This is a genomic window from Trichocoleus sp. DQ-U1 (assembly GCF_039961925.1).
Lineage (GTDB): Bacteria > Cyanobacteriota > Cyanobacteriia > Cyanobacteriales > FACHB-T130 > FACHB-T130.
This window is the reverse complement of the sequence record NZ_JAMPKB010000015.1, coordinates 73,032-94,380: the sequence shown is the minus strand read 5'-3', so window position 1 is coordinate 94,380 and position 21,349 is coordinate 73,032. Positions and strand designations below refer to the sequence as shown.

The window sequence follows — 21,349 nt, the reverse complement described above, 5'->3', positions numbered from 1 at the left end:
AAGCGGGTTCTTTCAAAACTAGCTACTCGTTATGACCTCCCGCATATTCAGCTCTGTCAAATCACACATTTTATCTAAACAGTGTAGATTTAGATACAATGTTTAAGAGTTTTTAAAATCTAATCAATGAAGATGCCCCTGCGGTAATCATCCTGAAATTTAGGTTAAGGAATCATTGAAAGTATGACGACAATCTTAAAAGCAGGCGAAATTTGTAGACTAGAAATACTACAGAGAAACCAATACATAGGCTTAGCCTTATTCCTCAAAAAATATTTTTGGGGGATTATTAAGAATTTCAATAAGGTTATTGGTAAGCATACCTTAATTTTAGAAAAGAGGGGAAGGCTGGCAGATACGACCAGTTTTCAACGGACTGTCATTATTCTATTGGCTCTTAGGATAGATTTGTTCGATTACTAACAATAAACCAGGAGCCACAGCTAGTTGTATTAACATCAAATTGCCAACCTATCCTCCCTTCCATGCTAGTCACACCCTATCTTAAAAATCTTTTTCAAGACACTCACGAACTGCATCAATTTCTTTTAGCCTTTAAGCAGACTGCTGTACAAAAAAAACAGACACAGATCCTCAGTATTTCTCAAGAAATCCCAGCAGTCGATCCGTTGGTTGTCCTTCAGGCGATCGCTAGACCCGATCAATTACACTTTTACTTTGAAAAACCAGCACAAGGAGAAGCGATCGCTGCCATCGACACCGCAGCTGCGCTAACACTAGAAAGCCCCAATCGGTTTAACAAATCCCAGGAGTTTATTCAATCTTGCATTGCCAATACCACGAGTATTGGTGAAGTTAATTTACCTTTTTCGGGCGCTCATTTTTTCTGCGCTTTTACATTTTTTAATGAAAATCTAGGAGCGGATTCTCTTTTTCCTTCCGCCACAGTATTCTTACCCCGATGGCAAATCTCTCTAAAAAATCAGACTTCGGTAGTAGTCGCAAATATTCTGATTGATTCAGAGATAAATATTCAAGATTTAACTGAAAGCTTATGGCGTACATTTCAGGCAATCAGAGTTACTGGGTTAGAAAGGTTTCATAGTGCATCTTTTCTCGATATTGCAATTGATGCCAGAAAACTATTTAAGAAACACGATGTTGCAGATGTAAACCATTTTAAATCATCGGTGGTTAAGGCTTTATCATCAATTCAGGAAGAAAAAATTCATAAAATTGTTTTGGCTCACGCCCTTGATGTTATCTCCCCGATTCCTTTCCAGTTAATTCCCTCCGTCAATCATTTACGAACTCGCAATCCTGATTGCAATATTTTTTCCACCAGTAACGGCAAGGGACAAAGTTTTATTGGTGCAAGTCCCGAACGTTTAATTAGTATTCATGACTATGAATTAGTAACGGACGCTCTGGCAGGTTCAGCACCCAGAGGAAAAATAGCAAGTGAAGATGCGGAATTAGCAAATCGGTTACTAACCAGTGAAAAAGAAAGGCGCGAACATCGAGTAGTCATTGATTTTATTCGCGATCGCCTTTCCCAGCTAGGTTTAAATCCTCAAGTATTGTCCCAACCACAGCTATTGAAACTCTTAAATATTCAGCATTTATGGACACCCATTCAGGCGAAAATACCGGCAGGCGTTCATCCCTTAGAAATCCTGGCTGAACTCCATCCGACACCAGCCGTTGCTGGCGTCCCCAGCGAGAGTGCCCAGAAAGAAATTTGCCGCTATGAAACCTTCAATAGGTCATTATATGCCGCGCCCCTCGGTTGGGTAGATCGCCAAGGAAATAGTGAATTTGTTGTGGGAATTCGCTCAGCACTCATAGATGGCTGTCGTGCCAGACTCTACGCCGGTGCCGGTATCGTTGCTGGTTCCGATCCAGACAAAGAATTAGCAGAAATTCAACTTAAACTCCAGGCACTTCTAAAAGCCTTAGTCTAGCCGGAACTCTCTCTTCTCTCTTTCTTTCTTAGCGTCTTTGCGGTTCATTCTTCTTTTAAATGCCCGTTGATTTTCGTAACACCAACTCCCTCTGGGCTTCCATCCTAACCGAAACATTAAAGCGGCTAGGATTAACCACGGCCGTTATTTGTCCAGGTTCTCGTTCAACACCCCTTACTGTTACTTTCGCTCAAACTGATGAAATAGAAGCCATTCCTGTTTTAGACGAACGATCCGCTGCATTTTTGGCATTAGGAATTGCGAAAAAATCTGGATTGCCGGTGGCGTTAGTTTGCACTTCTGGAACTGCCGGGGCAAATTTTTACCCAGCCGTAATTGAAGCTAGGGAAAGTCGAATTCCGCTTTTAGTTTTAACCGCCGATCGCCCCCCAGAATTGCGAGATTGTCATTCTGGACAGACGATCGATCAGGTGAAATTATTTGGCAATTATCCCAACTGGCAAGCTGAGTTAGCGTTGCCTTCTCTAGAGATGGGAATGCTGGGTTATCTGCGGCAGACAGTGATGTATGCGTGGGAAAGAACGCTCTTTCCGACTCCAGGCTCCGTTCATCTTAACATCCCCTTCCGCGACCCCCTCGCCCCAATTCCCGACGGTGCTGTAGAGATGCAAAATGGTACGTCTCTACTAGAAGAAGATTTCTTTGCAAATTGTCAGCCATTAGGAGCAACTTTCAACCTGCAACCTACCACTTTCAACCCCATACAGGAGTGGCAGCAATGTGACAGAGGAATTATTATCGCTGGGACTGCACAACCGAAAATACCGGAAGAGTATGCGATCGCGATCGCGCACCTCTCCAAATCTTTAAAATGGCCTGTATTGGCTGAGGCACTATCTCCATTAAGGAACTATAGTCAACTGAACCCTTATCTAATTTCTACCTATGACTTAATCCTGCGTAATCAGCAGTTAGCGCAAAAACTGACACCAGAAATGGTAATTCAAATCGGTGAATTACCTACCAGTAAAGAACTGCGAAACTGGCTAGATAAAACTCAACCGCGCCGATGGGTAATTGACCCCAGCCACCACAATTTAGATCCCTTGCACGGCAATACAACCCACCTGCGAATCTCCATAGAACACCTATTTCAAACCTACCCAAATGAACTTGTAGAGACGCAAGCGATCGCGTCTTATCTCAGCAGTTGGTGTGAAGCCGAATCAAAGGTCAGGAAAGCCATCGACCAAACGATGGCAACAATGGACACACTTTTTGAAGGAAAAGCCGCTTGGTTACTTTCCAAGACGCTACCACCGGGCACTCCTCTGTTTATTTCTAATAGTATGCCGGTGCGAGATGTAGAGTTTTTCTGGGCACCCAACAATTCCGGGATTCAGCCCTTTTTTAATCGAGGCGCGAATGGCATTGATGGCACCTTATCGACTGCTTTAGGCATTGCACATCGCAATCAAAGCACTGTGATGCTGACAGGTGACTTAGCTTTATTGCACGATACTAACGGCTTTTTACTGAGAAGTAAATTTATAGGGCATTTGACCATAATTTTAATTAACAACAATGGCGGCGGCATCTTTGAAATGTTGCCGATTTCCAAATTTAACCCACCCTTTGAAGAATTTTTTGCCACACCACAGGATATAAATTTTGCTCAGCTTTGTGCTACTTACAATGTAGAGCATGAAGTGATTACATCCTGGGAACACCTGAAGCAACGATTAAACCCATTGCCATCGCAGGGACTCCGGGTTTTAGAGTTGCCAACCAATCGCAAGGTAGATGCCAAATGGCGGAAAGAGAATTTGGGAAAATTGGCAGCAGATATCCTGTGAACGTTAACTCTGGTGAATCATTCAGCCTTTCATGCTAATGGATCGTCAGAATCTTTCTCCTGCTGACTCCTGTCATATTCTTCAATAAATCGCGCGATCGCATTTTTCTGTTCTTCTGTTAAACAATCCTTTTCAAGAAGGCTCCTAAGCCGGTTAATCGCTAAAGATACGTCAACGTAGGGTTCAAGTAAATTCGGCTCAAGCCCGTAGCCGGTGCTTTGACCCATATTAGACTCAGATTTTCTAAATGCTTTTTCAAAAAACTTCTCAAAGAAATCAACTAGCCCTTCGTCGTTTTTAATCGCCTCTTTAACCCACTGTTTGACTTCATCCTCGCTTGTTTGCTCCCGCCAATAATACAGGATATGTGCTAAACCTGGCGTTTGTAATAGGGAGTTTTGCTGCACGGCATCTTGCACCTTATTTAAGGCAATTTCTTCAAGTTCATCAAGGTGCTGTGCGCTGATAAGTCTTTCTTCTTCTAGATTTGATTCACTAGCTCCAAACTTACCGTGTTGTTGACCTAGGACGACTACTTTGTCCACAATGGTTAAAACTGCCTTACCATCTGACATCGCCTGTTTCAACACCTCAAACCGTGCTGGTTCCTCAAGACGACGCAACAGATGTGAGATGATGCGCTCGATTCTGATATCATTTCCAAAATCAAACATTCCGCACGGTTCGTCTTCAGGACGCAAAAGGCGATCGCCCACATCCAATAAAGCTTGCACAATTGAAGGAATGCTATTTAAAGGAATTTCTTTTTCAGTGTAATCCTCAAGTTGTTCCAAAAATATCCGAACTTGCGTCGTACCCTCAGGACGTTTTTGATTAGCGAGTTCTACAAGAGTTTCTCCAAATGCCTTCGCATCGCCTGCCAAAGCAAGGATGGCTTTCATCTCGGTATTCGATAATTCACCTTCTGGTAACGCCAGACGGAAGTAGACTGGAAATACTTCTAAGCTGCATACGCGCAGTTGTCTGCGCCATGTTAACTCTTGTTGTGCAACGTATTGGGTATTATTACCCCAAATCGCTGATAACTTAGGAAAGAGGATCAATAGCAACCGTTTAACTGGCTCTTTATCCTCATCTTGAAGCTGAGCAAGCCAAGAATTGTAAAGAGATTTTAGTTCGTCCGCTGTAGCACTTATAAAACCTTTGGTATCTGTGTCTCCTGCAAAAGCTTTAGGATTTTTGCGAATGATGTCATATATCGTTGGGCAAAAGACTCGCAGCGACTCAACAGCGATGAAATCCACTGAGTTTACTTCACCTTGAACTGCCGGGTACGTCATGCTTAAGGTGTTTATCAAACGAGTGATATCGCGAGTGTTGGTAATAAATTGGTCTATCCCTTGATAGTAAATATTTCCCCAATAATTTCTATCTAATAGCTGTGTAGGGGTGTCAGCAAGTACGAAATTCAGTTTTTCAAAAAGTAGCCTGCGGAGTAGATTTTTATTGGGAATTGGTAACTCAAAAGGAACTTGAACAAGTTTATCAAGATAGGCTTCTCCAGTTGTCCCCTGCGTGTCTGCAAGTGCTTTGAGGGCAATTTCTTTATCGCAGACTAGGACATAGACAACATTTGTAAAATTTGGAATGGCTTTGACAACGCGAAACAACTGTCTAATTTCGTCAGTGGCAAGCCTGTCAATATCGTCAATTGTTACCACGATTCGCGGATGCTGCTTTAGCAGTGTGTTTTCGACTTCTTCTTTTAAGTCGGAAGTATCCTTTTGCTTATCGTCAAATATTTTTTCTACTACCTTACCCGCTGGAGCGTAAGGAATAGGAATTTCAGAAAACAGTTTACCGAAATCGGCTAGTCGATCTTTTAAGCCTTTCGGTACAGATTTGAATTCACTCAAAACAGCCTGTAATTGGTCAATGAAGCGCCTTGTGATATCTTCGTGCCCGGAAAACAACCAGGGATTAAAGGGTACGATAATTGGTTGCTCGTTCTCTGGTTTTTCCTTTAGATAGTGAACTAAAAAATTCAACAGCGTCGATTTGCCAGAACCCCAGGAACCGTAGACTGCAATCACGAAGCCTTCCGGAAAGCTCATTTTGCAAATACTGTCTGCTAGATATCTTGCAAAGGTTGCATATCCTAATCGATCTGCTTTCGGATTGGTTAAAGCGTTATCTGACGATAAAGCATTAAAATTCTCAGATTCGACTTCGGAATTCTTCTCAGTCTGTCCCATAAAATGCCTTTTCTTAGCCCTGTCGTCATGATGACACAGCGATCGCTCAAGCCTCCTCTCTCTTGAGGTTCTACCTAGTCACCGTAATTTCAAACACTGGGTTAAAATTCTCAAGCCGAAATACTGCACAACTCGAAATACTGCACAACTCTCTATGCAAATCAACTGGCAAACCGCCAAAACCTACGAAGACATCCTCTATCACAAAGGCGACGGTATCGCCAAAATCACGATTAATCGCCCGCACAAACGCAACGCTTTCCGTCCCAAAACCGTCTTTGAACTTTACAACGCCTTCTGCGATGCTCGCGAAGATACTAGCATTGGCGTCGTATTATTTACTGGCGCTGGCCCTCACACCGATGGCAAATACGCCTTCTGCTCTGGTGGCGATCAAAGTGTGCGGGGACAAGCTGGGTATGTAGACGATGAAGGCATCCCCCGCCTAAATGTCCTAGACTTGCAACGCCTAATTCGTTCCATGCCCAAAGTCGTCATTGCGCTTGTGGCAGGTTATGCCATCGGTGGCGGACACGTCCTGCACCTGATTTGCGACCTCACCATCGCCGCAGATAATGCTGTTTTTGGGCAAACTGGCCCTAAAGTCGGCAGCTTCGATGGTGGATTTGGTGCCAGCTATCTTGCCCGGATTGTTGGGCAAAAAAAGGCGCGAGAAATTTGGTTTCTCTGCCGCCAATACAGCGCACAGCAAGCACTAGAAATGGGCTTAGTGAATTGCGTCGTGCCTGTAGAACAGCTGGAACAAGAAGGCATCCAGTGGGCTAATGAAATTTTAGAAAAAAGCCCGATTGCCATCCGGTGTCTAAAAGCTGCTTTCAACGCCGATTGCGATGGACAAGCTGGTTTGCAAGAACTCGCCGGTAATGCCACCTTGCTTTATTACATGACTGAGGAAGGAGCCGAAGGCAAACAGGCATTTTTGGAAAAACGTCCACCCGATTTCCGTCAATACCCTTGGCTGCCTTAGTCGTTCGCAAATGGAAAAACCCGTTTTCTAAAAGAAAACGGGTTTAAAGAGTCATCTTTTGTAAAAAAGTATCCTACAAAGCTCTTCAATCAAAAATCGCACCTTGACTTAAATAAGGTGCGATTCTAAAGCAAATCTTTATTTTTTTAAGAGTTGAAGCAAGTTGACTTGACAAACTGCAAGGTGAGCTTACTATTCTTTATTTTATTCATACGAGCAGCGCCTCTTCTTCTACTGACTGTTGGGCAGTCGAGACATTCTCGTTAAGCGAGGTAGATTCTTGAGAAGAGTTCAGCGAACATTTGATTGAGAGCGCCTCCGGTGTTTTCAGGGTTTCATCCTGCCAGCGCATCATTACTTCGAGACGTTCCCAAGACGGCGCAAATGCCGGAAGTGCTAAAGAACAGGCTCCCCAGCCGCCTCGAACGGGCACGCCGAGTTGCTGACAAAGACCCCCACGACGCCCTTCGGGCTTGTAATACTGACAATACCGGCAGGCAGAAGTTACAGTATTTAAGGTCTTCATGGGAGTCCTCTTTAGGAGAATTTTTATCTATGCTTTATATTAAAATTCTCTATTAACGGTCGTAGAGTTTGGAATGTTGGAATCTATATTCCCCGTCTATGTTCTAGCGATCCCCAAGTACAAATACTGATTTAGATTTTCTTTAGCTTTGTGTAATAGACAGACACATGAAGCATTAAAAGCGGATACATCTATCTATAGTAAGTAATCTCGTGAACAATACCATTTTTTAACAAAACCCTATGGGGATCAAGACAAACATTAGACGTATCCGTTCCAAAAAAGACTAAATTTAGCTCATTAATTCAGTCGTTTATCTCTTGATTTAGATGACAAACTTTGCATTTCTCGACTAAATTAAGATTTTTGCCCCTAAAATTCTTTTAGTCAGCCTTAGTAGGCAATTAAAATCATTACATTCCCGTAACTACTTAGGAAGTAAGGATGTCAGCGTACGGCGAAGCAATCGGGAATATAGATTAATGCCGTAAATTCAGGGCGGTGGCATACAAGCTCCGCCTTAGAAGACTTTTGTACAGAAGGCTACGCAGGCGTCCAAGTTACAAGATGTAACGGAGAGGAAACTGGCATCTGTAACAGACGCTACAAAACAACTTTACATTCCAGTTTGAATTAGGAACTAAACAGATAGACCTAAATAAATTCAAGCGATGCAGATGATTTGTGGGGTTTGAGGTGTGCCGCCAGAGAAAGCAAGCGTTGCCTGCGACCTAGTACCAATCGCTGTTTCGGCTTAATTTCACTGAATCTACTGAAAGCTAGCCTTTCCATTGCCGGACAACACACAGGGCGCACACAGCCCAGCGCTGGAGTTCTCCGGGAGGGGTGGGACACTGGCACTGGGGGCAAAGCGGTGAATGTTGCGATCGCTCCCGCACACCTTCCGCCCAATGTTGAAAAGCTTCGTGGGGTTCTTTCAGTTGTGCCTTCTGGTTCAACGACGGTGAAGATGTCCCCTCAACAACTCGACTGGGATGCTCTTTCCATGCCACCGATTGTTCCTGTGCATACCAGGAACGACTAGAACCAGGGTTCTTCTGCCACTGAGCCGTCGAAAAGCGAATATCAACCAAATTGCTACCTAGATGGGCATTCAACTTTTGCAGGATTCGCTGACGCTCAAAAGTCAGCGTTTGTGCCCAAGCAGCACTGGATGTAGCAACCGACAAAACGCCCCTCGATATGGAAATCGGTCGCGTTTGAGCCTGCACCGCCACTCCCACCACCGAAGGCCAACACTTGAGTAACCGCTGAAATTCTTGGCTAGCCTGCCACGCCGCCTGATTTTCAATAGCCCCTAAGATATGATGAAGAGATTTAAAAGACATCCAACAAATCCCCAGCTAAATGGCAGAATGATCGATCCTCTTGCTCGATCGTACTCAAAACCAAGACAGCAGATTCGGGTTACGGTTGCCTTCAAGCAGAAAACAACGTGTAATAAAGAGATCCGTCAGCTCTCCAAGATTCGTCAGTAGCTAAAGCTATGAGTCAAGGTCATTCGGTTGAGTCTTCTACTCGCCCCTCCCCCGCCCAGTCCATCAATCCAGCCTTGCAGGCAGCTCTGGGCAGTCTCGACGTGCAGTTAGAAGAAGAATTATCTCGATACCGACGCGAACGAGGGGGACGTGGAGCGTCGCCTGCCCCCCGCATGAATCACGATCGGGTTCGCAACAAACCTATCGACTTAATTTCCGTGAGTGCTACGGGAGGCAGGAATCAATCACCCGCCCCAGCAAAGCCGCCCGCCGCCCCTCCGCCTCCGCCGCCCGCCAGCCCACCACAGGCAGCAAATCTGGAAGGCAAAGGAGTTGAGACAACCATCCAGAATGAAACAGGGTATACACCGTCCGCACCCGCGCCATCTTTTGACTTATCGGCTTCTGGAGCGGAACTAGCGACCTTCGCCACGCCGCCCCAGGAGCCAGCTTGGCATCCAGAACCAGCAGCAGATCCACCGGAGTTTGTCAATCCAACTTCAACGCACGTCCCTCCCAATGACTATCTGGAATCTTCCGAACAACTTCTACGAAGTTTGGTGGAAGAAGAGGCATCAGCTCCGCGTCGCTCAGAACGCAGTTTTCTGGATAGCCTGCTAACTCCCCTAGGAGTTGGTTCTTTGTTGTTGTTGCTATTTTCAACTGCCACCTTGGGCTATTTGGTGACGAATCCTGGCAGCCTCAGTTTTCTGGGTTTAGATCGTTTCCAGGAGTCAGGCACGCCCACCGTTGCTCAAAATCCAACGGCAACAACTCCAACAGCAACAACTCCAACAACCAATGCCCCAGCAGCCGGAGCTGCGCCAAGTGGCCCAAACCTAGCGACTGACGAATTTGTGGACGTGAATTTGGATACCTTAAGCACTTTGCCATCTTCCAGTCCAGCTCCAAGAGCCAATGTGGCAGGCTTACCCAGAAACCAAGTAGCGGTGCCAACAATTTCCCCGCTACCCAGTTCACCTACCCCCGGAAACCCCTCGGCTGGACAATCTGGCTCGGTGCCGCTTCCAAAGCTGCCGCCAGCCGCAACAGTGCCCCTTACACCCGCCAGCCCTCTGCCAGGATTGCCGCAACGCCTCCCCTCTGGACAACCGAGTATACAGCCAAGTGTGAAACCCTCCCCGACTGCGGCAACTCCTGCGCCGAATCCAGAGGGCTTCTATTATGTGTTTGTAAAATACAATGGCGAAAGCTCCTTGCAACAGGCGCGAAAGGTTGTTCCCGATGCCTATTTATCACCAGAAGGCACCCAAATTTATCTCGGTGCGTTCAAGAAAGAATCTCAGGCTCAAACATTGGTGAAAGAGCTTCAGACACAGGGGATTTCTGCGGCGGTCGATCAGCCTTAAGCTGGAGGTAGTTGAGTTGGAAAGTAACCTAGCATTCTGTTAACGTTGCTACTGGGACTGCGATGCCCTAAGAGGGCGACTGCTTTTAGGGGTTCGCTGCCGTGTTCGCGATCGCGTGACCGCGCTCTACTGAACCCGTGCGTTGTGAATGGAGAACTGACATGGGATTGATCGACCGCATCTTGCGAGTAATTCGAGCCAACATCAACAGTCTGATTGGACAAGCGGAAGATCCAGAAAAAATCCTGGAAGAAACGGTCATGGAAATGCAGGAGAATTTGATTCAACTGCGGCAGGCGGTAGCTCAAGCGATCGCTACCCAAAAACGGACTGAGCGACAATGCAACCAAGCGCAGTCTACCTCCCAAGAATGGTACAATCGCGCCCAACTGGCACTGCAAAAAGGTGACGAAAACTTAGCTCGCCAAGCCCTCACCAAGCGCAAATCCTATCAGGAAACCGCAGAGGCAATGCAGGCGCAGATCGAGCAACAAAATCAAGTCGTCGGTAGGCTTAAGCAAGATATGCGATCGCTAGAAAGCAAAATCTCTGAAGCCAAGACCAAAAAAGATATGTACATCGTTCGCGCTCGTTCGGCTCAAGCATCTGCGAAAATTAATGAGATGTTAGGCGGTGTCAACACTGCCAGTTCTCTGACCGCCTTCGAGCGCATGGAAGAAAAAGTCTTGCAACTAGAAGCGCAGTCAGAAGCGATCGCTGAACTCGGAAGCGATGACTTGCAAAAGAAATTTCTCTCCCTGGAAGATGCTGGAGATATTGATACCGAATTAGCTACCATGAAAGCTCAGCTGAGCCAAGGCACCGAAGCACCGCAACTGCCGTCTAGTCAGCAGGCACTTGACCCTAGCCAAGATGCCGAATTACAAAAAATTCGCTCCCAACTGGAAAGTTCTTGATCTGGAAACTACCGCTTTGGACTAGAAGTTTCTAGACTAGGAAGAAAAGTGTTGGGTCTTTAACGATTCCTGAAGGTTGCCCAAGTCACTCTTGCCTAGCGCCCTAGACTAGAAATGGTGTTTGAGGCAATTGCCGACTACTGCACCGATGGAAAACCTGACCTCCTAAATTGAACTTGCTCAAGGCTACTCTCAGAGCCTGAAAATACCTACATTAGTACACGCCAAGAGGATAAACAGCGTCATGGGATTATTCGATCGCATTAGCCGAGTCGTCCGAGCCAATCTTAACGATGTGGTCAGCAAAGCTGAAGACCCAGAAAAAATTCTGGAGCAGTCCATCATCGATATGCAGGAAGACCTGGTGCAGTTGCGTCAGGCTGTTGCTAGATCCATTGCCACCCAAAAACGAACTCAGCAACAATACAACCAAGCCCAAACCGAAGCGAACAACTGGCAAAACCGCGCCCAGTTGGCTCTGCAAAAAGGCGATGAAAATCTCGCTAGAGAAGCGCTGGTACGCAAGAAGACCAACGCTGACACTGCCGCTACTCTGAAAACTAGCTTGGATGGACAAACCACTCAGGTGGACACCCTCAAGCGCAACTTGATTGCCTTGGAAAGTAAAATTTCCGAAGCCAAGACCAAGAAAGATATGCTCAAGGCACGGGCACAAGCTGCTAAGGCTCAGGAGCAGCTACAAAACACCGTGGGACGCTTGGGAACCAGCACCGCAATGGGTGCATTCGAGCGCATGGAAGAAAAAGTTTTGGAACTAGAAGCCCGTTCCACAGCAGCAGCCGAGCTTACGGGCAATAATTTAGATCAGCAATTTGCCATGCTCGAATCCGGCAACGATGTTGATGACGAATTAGCAGCAATGAAAGCGCAGTTGACTGGTTCTTCCACCACCCAAGCGCAACTACCGGCAGGAAACCCAACCACTTCCTCTACCCCTAAATCTAATTCCGCAGTTGATAACGAATTAGAAGACCTGAAAAGGCAATTGGATAACCTATAGATTCCTGCACTTTTCGATACCTTATCTACGAATCAAAACTTTGATAGACCGCTCTGCATTCATCTGACACTCGTTGGCGATGGGATTAAGAGGGTCTATCTTGCCATAACTGGCTGACTTAAGGAAAACTGTATTGACGCAAGCAGCCTGAAAATAAATTTCCAGCTTAAAGCTAAAGCTTCCTTTAGCTTCCTGGTAAGCCTTTGAACCCGTTTAAATAGGTTTTAGCTTTTAGCCCAAACTTTAGTTTAGGGCTGAATTTAGCAAAATTTCTCTGAAGTTCAGTGCTATTTGACGCTGATAAGTTTCACACGATCAGAAGCGTTGCTAGTTAAAGATTTTAGGATAAATTTTCGCTTGCTGGCGTAGGTTTTAGCGAAAGCGAGCAACATTGATGCAAAAGAGATAAGGATTGGTGATGCTGAACGTGCCTAGGTCGATTAGTTAATCTTGAAAAAGTCGTGAATCAGTTGTTATTAATTAGACATGAGTTCGCTAAAAAAATAAAGTTTTTACTGCTAAAAATAAGAAAATACAGATACGACTGTCCAGATTACAGCTCTGAATAAAGCTTTTGTACTCAATCAAGTGCGATCGCAAATTTCCTTGATGTACCCCCATTCCCAACGAACCGCCTGAGGTACTGTATTACAATCAATAAGGCGTAAACCTTGATTGCTTTCCTGCCCACTAGCAACGGTTTTGAATACCGTGTTAAGTAGGTGAAGCAATAATATAAATGTCAATCGGGGGTGACATGAGCAGCACAATCTCAATTAATGATGCAGACTTTGAAACAGAAGTCCTGAAAGCCACTCAGCCAGTATTAGTGTACTTCTGGGCGTCTTGGTGCGGCCCCTGCCGCCTCGTATCGCCAGTCGTGCAAGCCGCTGCGGAAACTTATGGCGATCGCCTCAAGGTCGTGAAAATGGAAAGCGACCCCAATCCCGAATCTGTGGCAAAGTACAAAGTAGAAGGTCTTCCAGCTCTCAGGCTGTTTAAAGACAGTGAGGTGATTGAATCTTATGAGGGAGCGATTGGGAAGCAGAAATTAATGAGTATCCTGGAAACTCACCTGTAAACAGTCAGTAGTCATTAGTCATTGGTTATCGCTCGGTGAGAGACAAAAAACACCGGACAACAGACTAAGGGCTAAGGACTAAAGACTAAGGACTAAAGACTAAATATGCAGTTCGCCAAGCGTTTACAACCCTTGCAAACCAATGTGTTTGCCGATATGGATCGGGCTAAGGCAAAAGCCAGGACGGCGGGACAAAATATCATCGATCTATCGCTGGGTTCCTCCGATTTACCGGCGTCAGATCGGGTTATCGACGCGATCGCCCAATCTTTATCTGACCCCAAAACCCACGGCTATTTGCTGTTTCACGGCACTCAAGCTTTTCGCCAAGCTGCCGCTTGCTGGTACACCCAGAAATACGGGATTCCGGTTGACCCGGAAACCGAAGTGCTGACCCTGATTGGTTCCCAGGAAGGCACCGCTCATTTACCCTTAGCAGTGCTGAATCCAGGGGATTTTGCCTTACTGCTTGACCCAGGTTATCCATCCCATGCTGGGGGAGTTTACCTAGCTGGTGGTCAAATTTACCCAATGCCACTACGGGCAGAAAATGGGTTTTTGCCAGTGTTTGAGGAGATCCCCTTGCCGGTTTTGGCTCAGTCACGAATGATGGTACTGAGCTATCCTCACAACCCCACAACCGCGATCGCGCCCCTATCTTTTTTCCAGACAGCCGTTGATTTTTGCCAGCGTCATAATCTAGTGCTGGTTCACGATTTTCCCTACGCCGATCTCGTATTTGAAGACGTTGCCGTTCCCTCGATTTTACAAGCCGACCCCGAAAAAAGCGTCTCGATTGAGTTTTTTACTTTATCGAAGTCTTACAACATGGGCGGCTTTCGCATCGGCTACGCGATTGGGAATGCGAGTCTGATCCGCGCCTTGCGTCAGGTAAAAGCAGCAGTTGATTTCAACCAATACCAAGGAATTTTGAATGGAGCGATCGCTGCCCTAAGTGGCTCTCAAGAGGGTGTTAAGGTGGCAGTTGAAACCTTCCGCCAACGCCGGGATGCCTTTGTCAAAGCGCTTCACAGAATTGGCTGGGAGGTTCCTACCCCATCTGCCACCATGTATGTTTGGGCTAAATTGCCAGAACCGTGGGCACAGGACTCCATCAACTTTTGTACCCATTTGGTAGAAACTACTGGCGTTGCTGCCTCACCTGGTGCCGGTTTTGGTAAATCTGGAGAAGGATATGTACGGTTTGCGCTGGTACACGATCCAGAGGTATTAGAAATGGCGGTTGAAAAGATCTCCCCAGTAATGCCTAAGTGAAAATGATAGCGATCGCTGCCTAGAAGGGCTGCAAGTCTTATCTTGCGTGTGCCAAGTAAATAGTCAAATCAAATGCACAAGAACTGATTAGCTTCGCCTCAAAAAGAGAGTGGAGCTATTTTTTCTGCAATCAACATAACCGTAAATCTACGGTCAGTTCACTAACTTCTCCGTAAATTTCTCGAAATAAGAAACAACTGGAAGCGCAAAAACCAGTTAGAAGCAGTAAGTTTTTAGACATTTAATACCACCTAGATTCAAATAGATGCTTTGTTGTCAGTAGTCAGCCGTAGGAGAAAGCGGTTGCCACTAACGTATAGATGCGAGCGATCGCCTCTGTAACAACTAATGAGAGGCAATGTCCCTAAAGGTTAGGCAGGTTAAATGCCCCATAGCTTAAAACTCATGGAAACTACCCTTGACAGAATTCATATTTTGGATAACCTTCCTATTTCTAGGTTTTGGTCTCCTATTACTGTGTATTACTACGGTCAGTATACGAGAAAATAAAATTGCTTTTTGCCTTCAATCTTTTACTCAAACTTTACCAAAAATCATCAAAAGTTTATCGATTAAGACTAATTATTTGACTATATTAAATAGAGACAAGTGAATAAACAAAAAACAGGCTAAAAAGACGGGCGCTTGATTGTTGTCCCTGCTTATTTGGAACTGTTAACCCCGATCGAAAACTGACCGCGCCCTAGCTACTGTGCGCGTTATCCAGCAAAACTCATCTAGACAGAAAACTTGTGGAGACACACAAAATGACAGGTACTATCAAGAAAATTTTGCTAAGCGCTTCAGTGTTGGCAAGCCTCAGTGCGATCGCTAGCGCCCCGGCATCCGCTGGAACCCTGACAGGCGCGACCATCACAGGAACTGACATCATCAAATATGACTCGAAGGATGGTTATACCTATAACAATCCAAACGCTGATTTAGCGACAATCTTAAGTGGCGATAGCAGCAATCCTACTGGAAACGTAGAGCTATTTGCTAGCAGCGAAAGTAACACATATAAAAGCCTGACCGCCTTTAAAAACGCTCCAGTCACTAGCTTGAGTGGTATGATTGGCGGCAAAAGTATTACTTTCAGCAGTCTGACAGGACTAGACTGGTTTACAACTGACACGGGTATTTACACTACAGGCTATGGAGCATCAAACCTTGCCAACAAGTGGTTTAACGAATTCATCAGCAAGGCGGGACAAACTGCAAACTCATTTTTGTATAACACGTTTTTGTCCCTCGGCGGATTCCAGAAATCCAGTGACGCTAATATCTCCTATGTCAATCAAGACGATACTACAGGCAAGATTAGCTTTGGGCTAGCGGGTCACAGCGATTTAAGTACCCTCTATCCTTTTGTGCCCAAGGGCTTCCAAGCCAGCGAAGTTGTCAAAGTTACCTATGAGGACAAGACTGAATATAAATACAACTTCCTTGCCACAAACTCTGGACTGTATGAAAAAGGTGAGTTTGACAAAACAGGCAAAAAGTCATCTCATACCGGCAACTACGAACTGACAATTGATGGGGTTCCACCCACAACAGAATCAGTACCCGAACCCTCAGCCATGCTGGGTCTACTCGGTGTAGGTAGTTTCTTTGCTGTCAAGCGTAAGATGCTGAAAAAAGCCTAAATTCTGTAGTCACTGCGGTTATACATAAAAAACTAGCAGTGTCAATAGTTAGCTAAAAATCGTAAATTTAATCGGCACCGTCAAGATAAAGAGACGGGCCGATTTTTTCTTTATACAAACATCACAGTAAATTTACGGTATCTTTACCAACTTCTCCGTAAATACCACTAAATTATGACAGTTGTAGTAAAAAATAGACAGACATATCTGAGGGTGCCAAGAAGTCCAGTACCACCTGAAGCTCAAAACCGACAACACGCTTGATAATCCGGTTGGGGTGGCTGTACGAAAGCACAATCCTAGAACTGATGGAGACACCAAAATGTTAGGAAATGTAAAGTTATCAATCGCTACTGCGGGAGCAGCACTTGTCACTTTGGGCACAATTGGTATGGCTCCTGTTGAGGCAGCCCAATTGACAAAACTCGATTACTCTGGGAAGGTCAATGCCTTCCTTGGGACAATACCTTTCACCGTGGATGTAGACAAGAGCTACATTATCGATAATCTCAGCGGTAGGCTGCAAGATGCAGGAGATTCAGAACTAACCCTCGATCATCCTTTCGGTTATTTAGGAGATTATTTTGGTAGTTACCTCAGTAATTTGGGTTCCATTGATTCTTTTAGCGGTTTTGGCTCCATCTTCAAGGGTTTAAGTTATAGTCCAACCGATCTTCTTTCTACGTTTAATTTCTCTTACAGCAAGATTACCGATATCTTGACTGTAAAAGGCTATGAGTTCGATAAGATTAAAGTGTGCCTGAGTGGTACCTGTAATATTTCTGGTGAAGGTTTGGCGTTAGGTTCTGTGTCAAGCCCTATTTTTGGAAAAGTCCCTGTTAAAGCATCTGTAAATTTCAAGGTTTCCCAGACAGCAACACCCCTCGACGTACCCGAACCTTCCGCATTGTTGGGCTTAATTGGTTTGGGTGGTTTCTTTGCTGCTAAGCGCAAGTTGCAAAAAGCAGCATAAATTTTGCACCTTCCACAGTCTTAGCCTAAAAAAGTAGGGAGCTATCTGCTCCCTTTTTTTGTTGCAATTTAAGCGTTGTTGCAATCCGGAATGTCACCTAATCCCTTACCGTAAACAGTGAGGAAGAAATTCTATTTTTCCCCCGCTTCTTTTAAGCATTTTTCCAGGTGATACCATTTCACCAATTACGTCTAACAGATACTTCTGTGATGGAGGAACCCCCTCAATCCCCCGTTCGCCGAGCAAGGCAAGATTTACTCTCTCCGTACCCCCTTCAATCTCCCCACTTTTCGGAGCCAAGACAAGGAAGAATTCTGATTCACGGGGATTAGAGTAGGGTTCTCAATGATAAATAATGTTTTTAAAAACGAGATACACCCGAAGGCAGTGTCCCTAGAATCCTTGCTCTTGGAGCTTCTGGAGCATTGTGGGAACGAAATAGCTAACTTGTTGAGGAGTCTAGTTTGAACAACTGAGGGTTGAAAAGATGCTTTTCAGGAGTCACTCGTCTTGTACTATGCCCCGCTTAATCTAAAGAGTTTGTTTACCCTAGAGACGCCATTAATGACCTCTGGAACAAATCATCAAAATTGTCTTGCCAGAGTACTCGCCTATCTGAATTCATTCCGACTTTGCTGGGAGTGCCATACATTGCAACGCTGCTGAAAGTTTTTCAGGCATTAGGAATTCCCTTAGCCAGAGATACACTAAGCCATGCTGAGAGGATCAGTATCCTGCTAATACCCCAGCACGTCAATTTTTAAGTTCGCCTAAACCTGAACTTCACTCGAATGGCACTGATATAAGAGCCTTGCGATAAATCTCTCACCTTAAAGCTCGCAACCTGTTAAAACAGGTTGCGAGCTTTTGCTCCGGCAGTATTTTGGGTCAGTTAAAACTGACTTTAGCTCTTAGCGCGTTCCCAAAGAGCGCTGCCGTTCGCCATAGGCGTTCCCGTTCGCGTTCCCGAAGGATAGGATAGGGTATTTTAGTTCAGGACAAAAGTTAAGTGCCATTCAACTTTGATCTATTGTTAACCGGATAACTTATTAATAAAGTTATAGCTACACTGAGTGCAATGGATTCGGTTAATGCTTGTATCACTTTTAACTATCTTCCCAGGTCAATTTAACGGGAGCGGTGAGACTGAACGCTCACAATTCAACCCGAATTCCGACTTTAGTGCTGAAGCATCTCCTAAGCGAATTTTGCTCGTTGAGGATAACCAAACGAATCGACAGCTGCTAAATGACTATCTTGGTTATCTGGGATACCAAGTTTTCTCCCTAGCCGGGGGGGCTGATTTTTTTCAGACGATGGCTGAGTTTCAGCCGCACTTAGTTTTGCTAGACTTAAAATTACCAGACATTGATGGCTATACGCTACTCCAGCAAATCCAAGAAAGGCCAGACTGGCTCCACATCCCCGTGTTTGTCGTTTCCGCCTATGCTTTTCAAGCAGATGAAGAGCGTGCCCTTAGTTTAGGGGCACGTCGGTTCTTTGTTAAACCTGTGAATCTAGTTTCTTTGAGACAAGCTATTGCAGAAGAAATTCATTAACGACTTCGTGAATTTCTGGCAATTAAATCAATCGTTATTCACTTTTATTTTCGTTAATGTATTTTTCCACGGTGAGGCTTAGATTTTGCACAGAAGAACTTATTCCCCTAACCTGAGCTTCTACTTGTGCCAATAACAAGATCACTGTCTGGAGTTGGTTGAGCGTGTCATCCATAGCGTTCCGATATTGATTCTCAAACTCTTCCAATTTCATAATTTTAACCAGGGGGAGGTAGTTAGCAAAAAATGTTGTAGCAGCATTTTAAAACCAATTTCAACTTAAAAGCTGAAAGATTAGCATTATTCGTTATAACTTTATCTAACCTGGTAATGACTTCAACAAAGCTTAACTGATTTCCGGAAAGAGATCTCGCATTTAAAAATTAAAATTAATGCGAATTTTTACTGAGTTGTGAAATTAGTAAAAAACGTTAATTACGAATTTGCACTGATATTTAGAATTAAATAAAAATGGTGGCTACGAAATTTTACCAGATAGAAAATCCGTTACTGTTTGTTCAAGGGCGCGACTTAAAAATTAACAATTGCTGCTGTCTAGGAGTGTATTAGGATGACAGATCCGCAAACCCTAAGAAATGGGAACGAATTATTTCCCGCCACAACTCAAGCTGGTTATCTATCGGCTGAAGGAGCGATCGCATCTACAAAAATCCTGCCGCTCCTCAAAGAGCCAGAACGCCTGGAAAGCCGTCTGAAAGAGATTCCGCCAGAACCAGGGGTCTATTTTATGAAGGATGTTAGCGATCGCATCCTCTACATTGGCAAGTCGAAAAAATTGCGATCGCGAGTTCGCTCTTATTTCCGCGACTCCCAAAAATTGAGCGATCGCATTATGATGATGGTGCGGCAAATCGCAGAGATTGAATTCATCGTCACCGACACCGAAGCCGAAGCACTTGCGCTAGAAGCCAATCTAGTTAAGCAGCATCAACCCTACTTCAACGTGCTGCTCAAAGATGATAAGAAGTATCCTTACGTTCTGGTTACGTGGTCGGAAGAATATCCTCGCATTTTCATTACTCGGAACAGGCGTCTGGGAAAAGAAAAAGATAAGTATTATGGCCCTTTTGTGGATGCAGGTTTGTTGCGAACCACGTTACGAATCGCAAAACGGCTCTTCCCAATCCGCCAGCGTCCGCAACCTTTATTTAAAGATCGTCCTTGCCTCAACTACGATTTAGGGCGGTGTCCAGGCGTCTGTCAAAAGTTGATTTCACCAGAAGAATATCGCAAAACAATCCAAAAAATCGCGATGGTTTTCCAAGGACGAGCCGGAGAACTGATTGATATTTTAACGGCGAATATGGAAAAGGCAGCCGAAGAGCTAAACTTTGAGGTAGCAGCGCGGATGCGCGACCAAATTGCCGGGTTAAGGTCTTTGAGTGCAGATCAAAAAGTGTCTTTGCCAGATGATACCGTTTCGCGGGATGCGATCGCTCTGGCTGCTGATGCCCAACACGCCTGCATCCAATTGTTCCAGATGCGTGCGGGAAAACTGGTTGGTCGTTTAGGCTTTGTGGCGGAAGCTCAATCGGGGACGCCAGGAGCCATTTTGCAGCGGGTATTAGAGGAACATTACGCAAATGCAGAGTCCGTAGAAATCCCGATAGAAATTCTAGTGCAGCACGAGTTGCCAGAAGGGGAAATGCTCACAGAATTTTTAACTGAGCGAAAAGGACGAAAAGTAACGCTACTTGCTCCCCAGCGACAAACCAAGGCAGAATTGATTGAGATGGTGGAGCGCAACGCCCAGTATGAACTAGCGCGGATGCAACGATTAGGCGATCGCAATACTCAAGCAATGGAAGATTTAGCCGCCATTGTTGATCTACCCGACTTACCCCACCGGATTGAAGGCTACGATATCTCCCATATTCAGGGAGCGAATGCTGTCGCGTCTCAGGTAGTCTTCATTGACGCTATACCCGCAAAACAGCACTATCGCCACTATAAAATAAAAAATCCCACCGTCACTGCCGGTCACTCGGACGACTTTGCCAGTCTTGCAGAAGTTATCCAACGGCGTTTCCGCAAGTATGCCGAAGACCCGCAAATGCAGCGAGTTGGGAATCCCGATTGGCCCGATTTAGTAATGATTGACGGCGGGAAAGGTCAGCTTTCATCGGTTGTCGCCGTACTGCAAGAGATGAATTTAATGGAAGACTTGCGAGTTGTTAGTCTTGCCAAGCAGAGAGAGGAGATTTTTGTACCCGGTGAGTCTTCACCGTTACAGACAGATGCAGAACAACCAGGGGTACAGTTGTTGCGGCGACTGCGGGATGAGGCGCACCGATTTGCAGTCGGTTTCCACCGTCAGCAGCGCAGTGATAAGCTGCGGCGATCGCGTTTAGATGAAATCCCTGGATTGGGCTTTCAGCGACAGAAACAACTCTTGGCGCATTTTCGTTCCATTGATTATATTCGCGAAGCAACTCCAAAGCAGCTAACTGAGGCTCCTGGTGTTGGCCCTAAATTAGCCCAGGAAATCTACGATTATTTCCATCCGGCTTGAAAT

General features: G+C 45.3%; 15 protein-coding genes. 12 read left to right on the top strand and 3 right to left on the bottom strand.

Annotated elements, in window-relative coordinates:
• Nucleotides 1-485: 485 nt before the first annotated feature.
• Both NDI34_RS08970 and menD read left to right on the top strand, forming a co-directional pair.
• Nucleotides 486-1,925 (top strand): isochorismate synthase, encoded by a 1,440-nt coding sequence (locus NDI34_RS08970; RefSeq protein ID WP_348232460.1) that lies wholly within the window; start codon nucleotides 486-488, stop codon nucleotides 1,923-1,925.
• 59 nt (nucleotides 1,926-1,984) lie between these two features.
• The gene (menD, locus tag NDI34_RS08965; RefSeq protein WP_348232459.1) at nucleotides 1,985-3,742 is read left to right on the top strand and encodes a 2-succinyl-5-enolpyruvyl-6-hydroxy-3-cyclohexene-1-carboxylic-acid synthase; all 1,758 of its coding nucleotides are present in this window, start codon (nucleotides 1,985-1,987) and stop codon (nucleotides 3,740-3,742) included.
• Nucleotides 3,743-3,771: 29 nt separating this feature from the next.
• On the opposite strand, the gene NDI34_RS08960 is transcribed toward menD, so the two are convergent.
• Nucleotides 3,772-5,958, bottom strand: coding sequence for a P-loop NTPase fold protein (locus NDI34_RS08960; RefSeq protein ID WP_348232458.1), 2,187 nt, complete (start codon nucleotides 5,956-5,958; stop codon nucleotides 3,772-3,774).
• Between the two features lie 154 nt (nucleotides 5,959-6,112).
• Here NDI34_RS08960 and menB point away from each other — a divergent pair, with 154 nt between their 5' ends.
• Nucleotides 6,113-6,946: a 1,4-dihydroxy-2-naphthoyl-CoA synthase gene (menB, locus tag NDI34_RS08955; protein ID WP_190414934.1), complete on the top strand. Its 834-nt coding sequence runs from the start codon at nucleotides 6,113-6,115 to the stop codon at nucleotides 6,944-6,946.
• Nucleotides 6,947-7,154: 208 nt separating this feature from the next.
• Here menB and NDI34_RS08950 read toward each other — a convergent pair whose 3' ends face one another.
• Entirely contained in the window at nucleotides 7,155-7,472 is a 318-nt protein-coding gene (locus tag NDI34_RS08950) for a hypothetical protein (RefSeq protein WP_190414933.1), read from the bottom strand.
• Nucleotides 7,473-8,251: 779 nt separating this feature from the next.
• Complete coding sequence (locus NDI34_RS08945) at nucleotides 8,252-8,821, bottom strand: DciA family protein (protein WP_348232457.1); 570 nt, start codon at nucleotides 8,819-8,821, stop codon at nucleotides 8,252-8,254.
• Nucleotides 8,822-8,979: 158 nt separating this feature from the next.
• Here NDI34_RS08945 and NDI34_RS08940 point away from each other — a divergent pair, with 158 nt between their 5' ends.
• From NDI34_RS08940 to uvrC, 9 genes are all read left to right on the top strand, one after another.
• Entirely contained in the window at nucleotides 8,980-10,341 is a 1,362-nt protein-coding gene (locus NDI34_RS08940; RefSeq protein WP_348232456.1) for a hypothetical protein, read from the top strand.
• 161 nt (nucleotides 10,342-10,502) lie between these two features.
• Entirely contained in the window at nucleotides 10,503-11,258 is a 756-nt protein-coding gene (locus NDI34_RS08935) for a PspA/IM30 family protein (protein ID WP_190414930.1), read from the top strand.
• A 244-nt stretch (nucleotides 11,259-11,502) separates the two neighbouring features.
• Nucleotides 11,503-12,279: a PspA/IM30 family protein gene (locus tag NDI34_RS08930; protein ID WP_190430263.1), complete on the top strand. Its 777-nt coding sequence runs from the start codon at nucleotides 11,503-11,505 to the stop codon at nucleotides 12,277-12,279.
• Between the two features lie 757 nt (nucleotides 12,280-13,036).
• Nucleotides 13,037-13,360, top strand: a complete 324-nt coding sequence (locus tag NDI34_RS08925) for a thioredoxin family protein (protein WP_190414928.1) — start codon at nucleotides 13,037-13,039, stop codon at nucleotides 13,358-13,360.
• Nucleotides 13,361-13,465: 105 nt separating this feature from the next.
• Nucleotides 13,466-14,635 carry an LL-diaminopimelate aminotransferase gene (locus tag NDI34_RS08920; RefSeq protein WP_348232455.1) on the top strand — a complete coding sequence of 390 codons (1,170 nt, stop codon included), beginning with the start codon at nucleotides 13,466-13,468 and terminating at the stop codon, nucleotides 14,633-14,635.
• Nucleotides 14,636-15,402: 767 nt separating this feature from the next.
• A complete protein-coding gene (locus NDI34_RS08915) occupies nucleotides 15,403-16,281 on the top strand; it encodes an NF038130 family PEP-CTERM protein (protein ID WP_190985082.1) in 879 nt (292 codons plus the stop codon).
• Between the two features lie 322 nt (nucleotides 16,282-16,603).
• Nucleotides 16,604-17,254 carry a PEP-CTERM sorting domain-containing protein gene (locus NDI34_RS08910; protein WP_348232454.1) on the top strand — a complete coding sequence of 217 codons (651 nt, stop codon included), beginning with the start codon at nucleotides 16,604-16,606 and terminating at the stop codon, nucleotides 17,252-17,254.
• 1,091 nt (nucleotides 17,255-18,345) lie between these two features.
• The gene (locus tag NDI34_RS08905; protein ID WP_348232453.1) at nucleotides 18,346-18,813 is read left to right on the top strand and encodes a response regulator; all 468 of its coding nucleotides are present in this window, start codon (nucleotides 18,346-18,348) and stop codon (nucleotides 18,811-18,813) included.
• 571 nt (nucleotides 18,814-19,384) lie between these two features.
• Nucleotides 19,385-21,346: an excinuclease ABC subunit UvrC gene (gene uvrC / locus NDI34_RS08900; RefSeq protein ID WP_348232452.1), complete on the top strand. Its 1,962-nt coding sequence runs from the start codon at nucleotides 19,385-19,387 to the stop codon at nucleotides 21,344-21,346.
• The last annotated feature ends 3 nt before the right edge of the window (nucleotides 21,347-21,349 follow it).

Excerpts from the sequence above, each read along its gene's own strand:
- NDI34_RS08970 (WP_348232460.1), top strand. The coding sequence starts at position 486 with ATGCTAGTCACACCCTATCTTAAAAATCTTTTTCAAGACACTCACGAA.
- menD (WP_348232459.1), top strand. The coding sequence starts at position 1,985 with ATGCCCGTTGATTTTCGTAACACCAACTCCCTCTGGGCTTCCATCCTA.
- NDI34_RS08960 (WP_348232458.1), bottom strand. The coding sequence starts at position 5,958 with ATGGGACAGACTGAGAAGAATTCCGAAGTCGAATCTGAGAATTTTAAT.
- menB (WP_190414934.1), top strand. The coding sequence starts at position 6,113 with ATGCAAATCAACTGGCAAACCGCCAAAACCTACGAAGACATCCTCTAT.
- NDI34_RS08950 (WP_190414933.1), bottom strand. The coding sequence starts at position 7,472 with ATGAAGACCTTAAATACTGTAACTTCTGCCTGCCGGTATTGTCAGTAT.
- NDI34_RS08945 (WP_348232457.1), bottom strand. The coding sequence starts at position 8,821 with ATGTCTTTTAAATCTCTTCATCATATCTTAGGGGCTATTGAAAATCAG.
- NDI34_RS08940 (WP_348232456.1), top strand. The coding sequence starts at position 8,980 with ATGAGTCAAGGTCATTCGGTTGAGTCTTCTACTCGCCCCTCCCCCGCC.
- NDI34_RS08935 (WP_190414930.1), top strand. The coding sequence starts at position 10,503 with ATGGGATTGATCGACCGCATCTTGCGAGTAATTCGAGCCAACATCAAC.
- NDI34_RS08930 (WP_190430263.1), top strand. The coding sequence starts at position 11,503 with ATGGGATTATTCGATCGCATTAGCCGAGTCGTCCGAGCCAATCTTAAC.
- NDI34_RS08925 (WP_190414928.1), top strand. The coding sequence starts at position 13,037 with ATGAGCAGCACAATCTCAATTAATGATGCAGACTTTGAAACAGAAGTC.
- NDI34_RS08920 (WP_348232455.1), top strand. The coding sequence starts at position 13,466 with ATGCAGTTCGCCAAGCGTTTACAACCCTTGCAAACCAATGTGTTTGCC.
- NDI34_RS08915 (WP_190985082.1), top strand. The coding sequence starts at position 15,403 with ATGACAGGTACTATCAAGAAAATTTTGCTAAGCGCTTCAGTGTTGGCA.
- NDI34_RS08910 (WP_348232454.1), top strand. The coding sequence starts at position 16,604 with ATGTTAGGAAATGTAAAGTTATCAATCGCTACTGCGGGAGCAGCACTT.
- NDI34_RS08905 (WP_348232453.1), top strand. The coding sequence starts at position 18,346 with ATGCTTGTATCACTTTTAACTATCTTCCCAGGTCAATTTAACGGGAGC.
- uvrC (WP_348232452.1), top strand. The coding sequence starts at position 19,385 with ATGACAGATCCGCAAACCCTAAGAAATGGGAACGAATTATTTCCCGCC.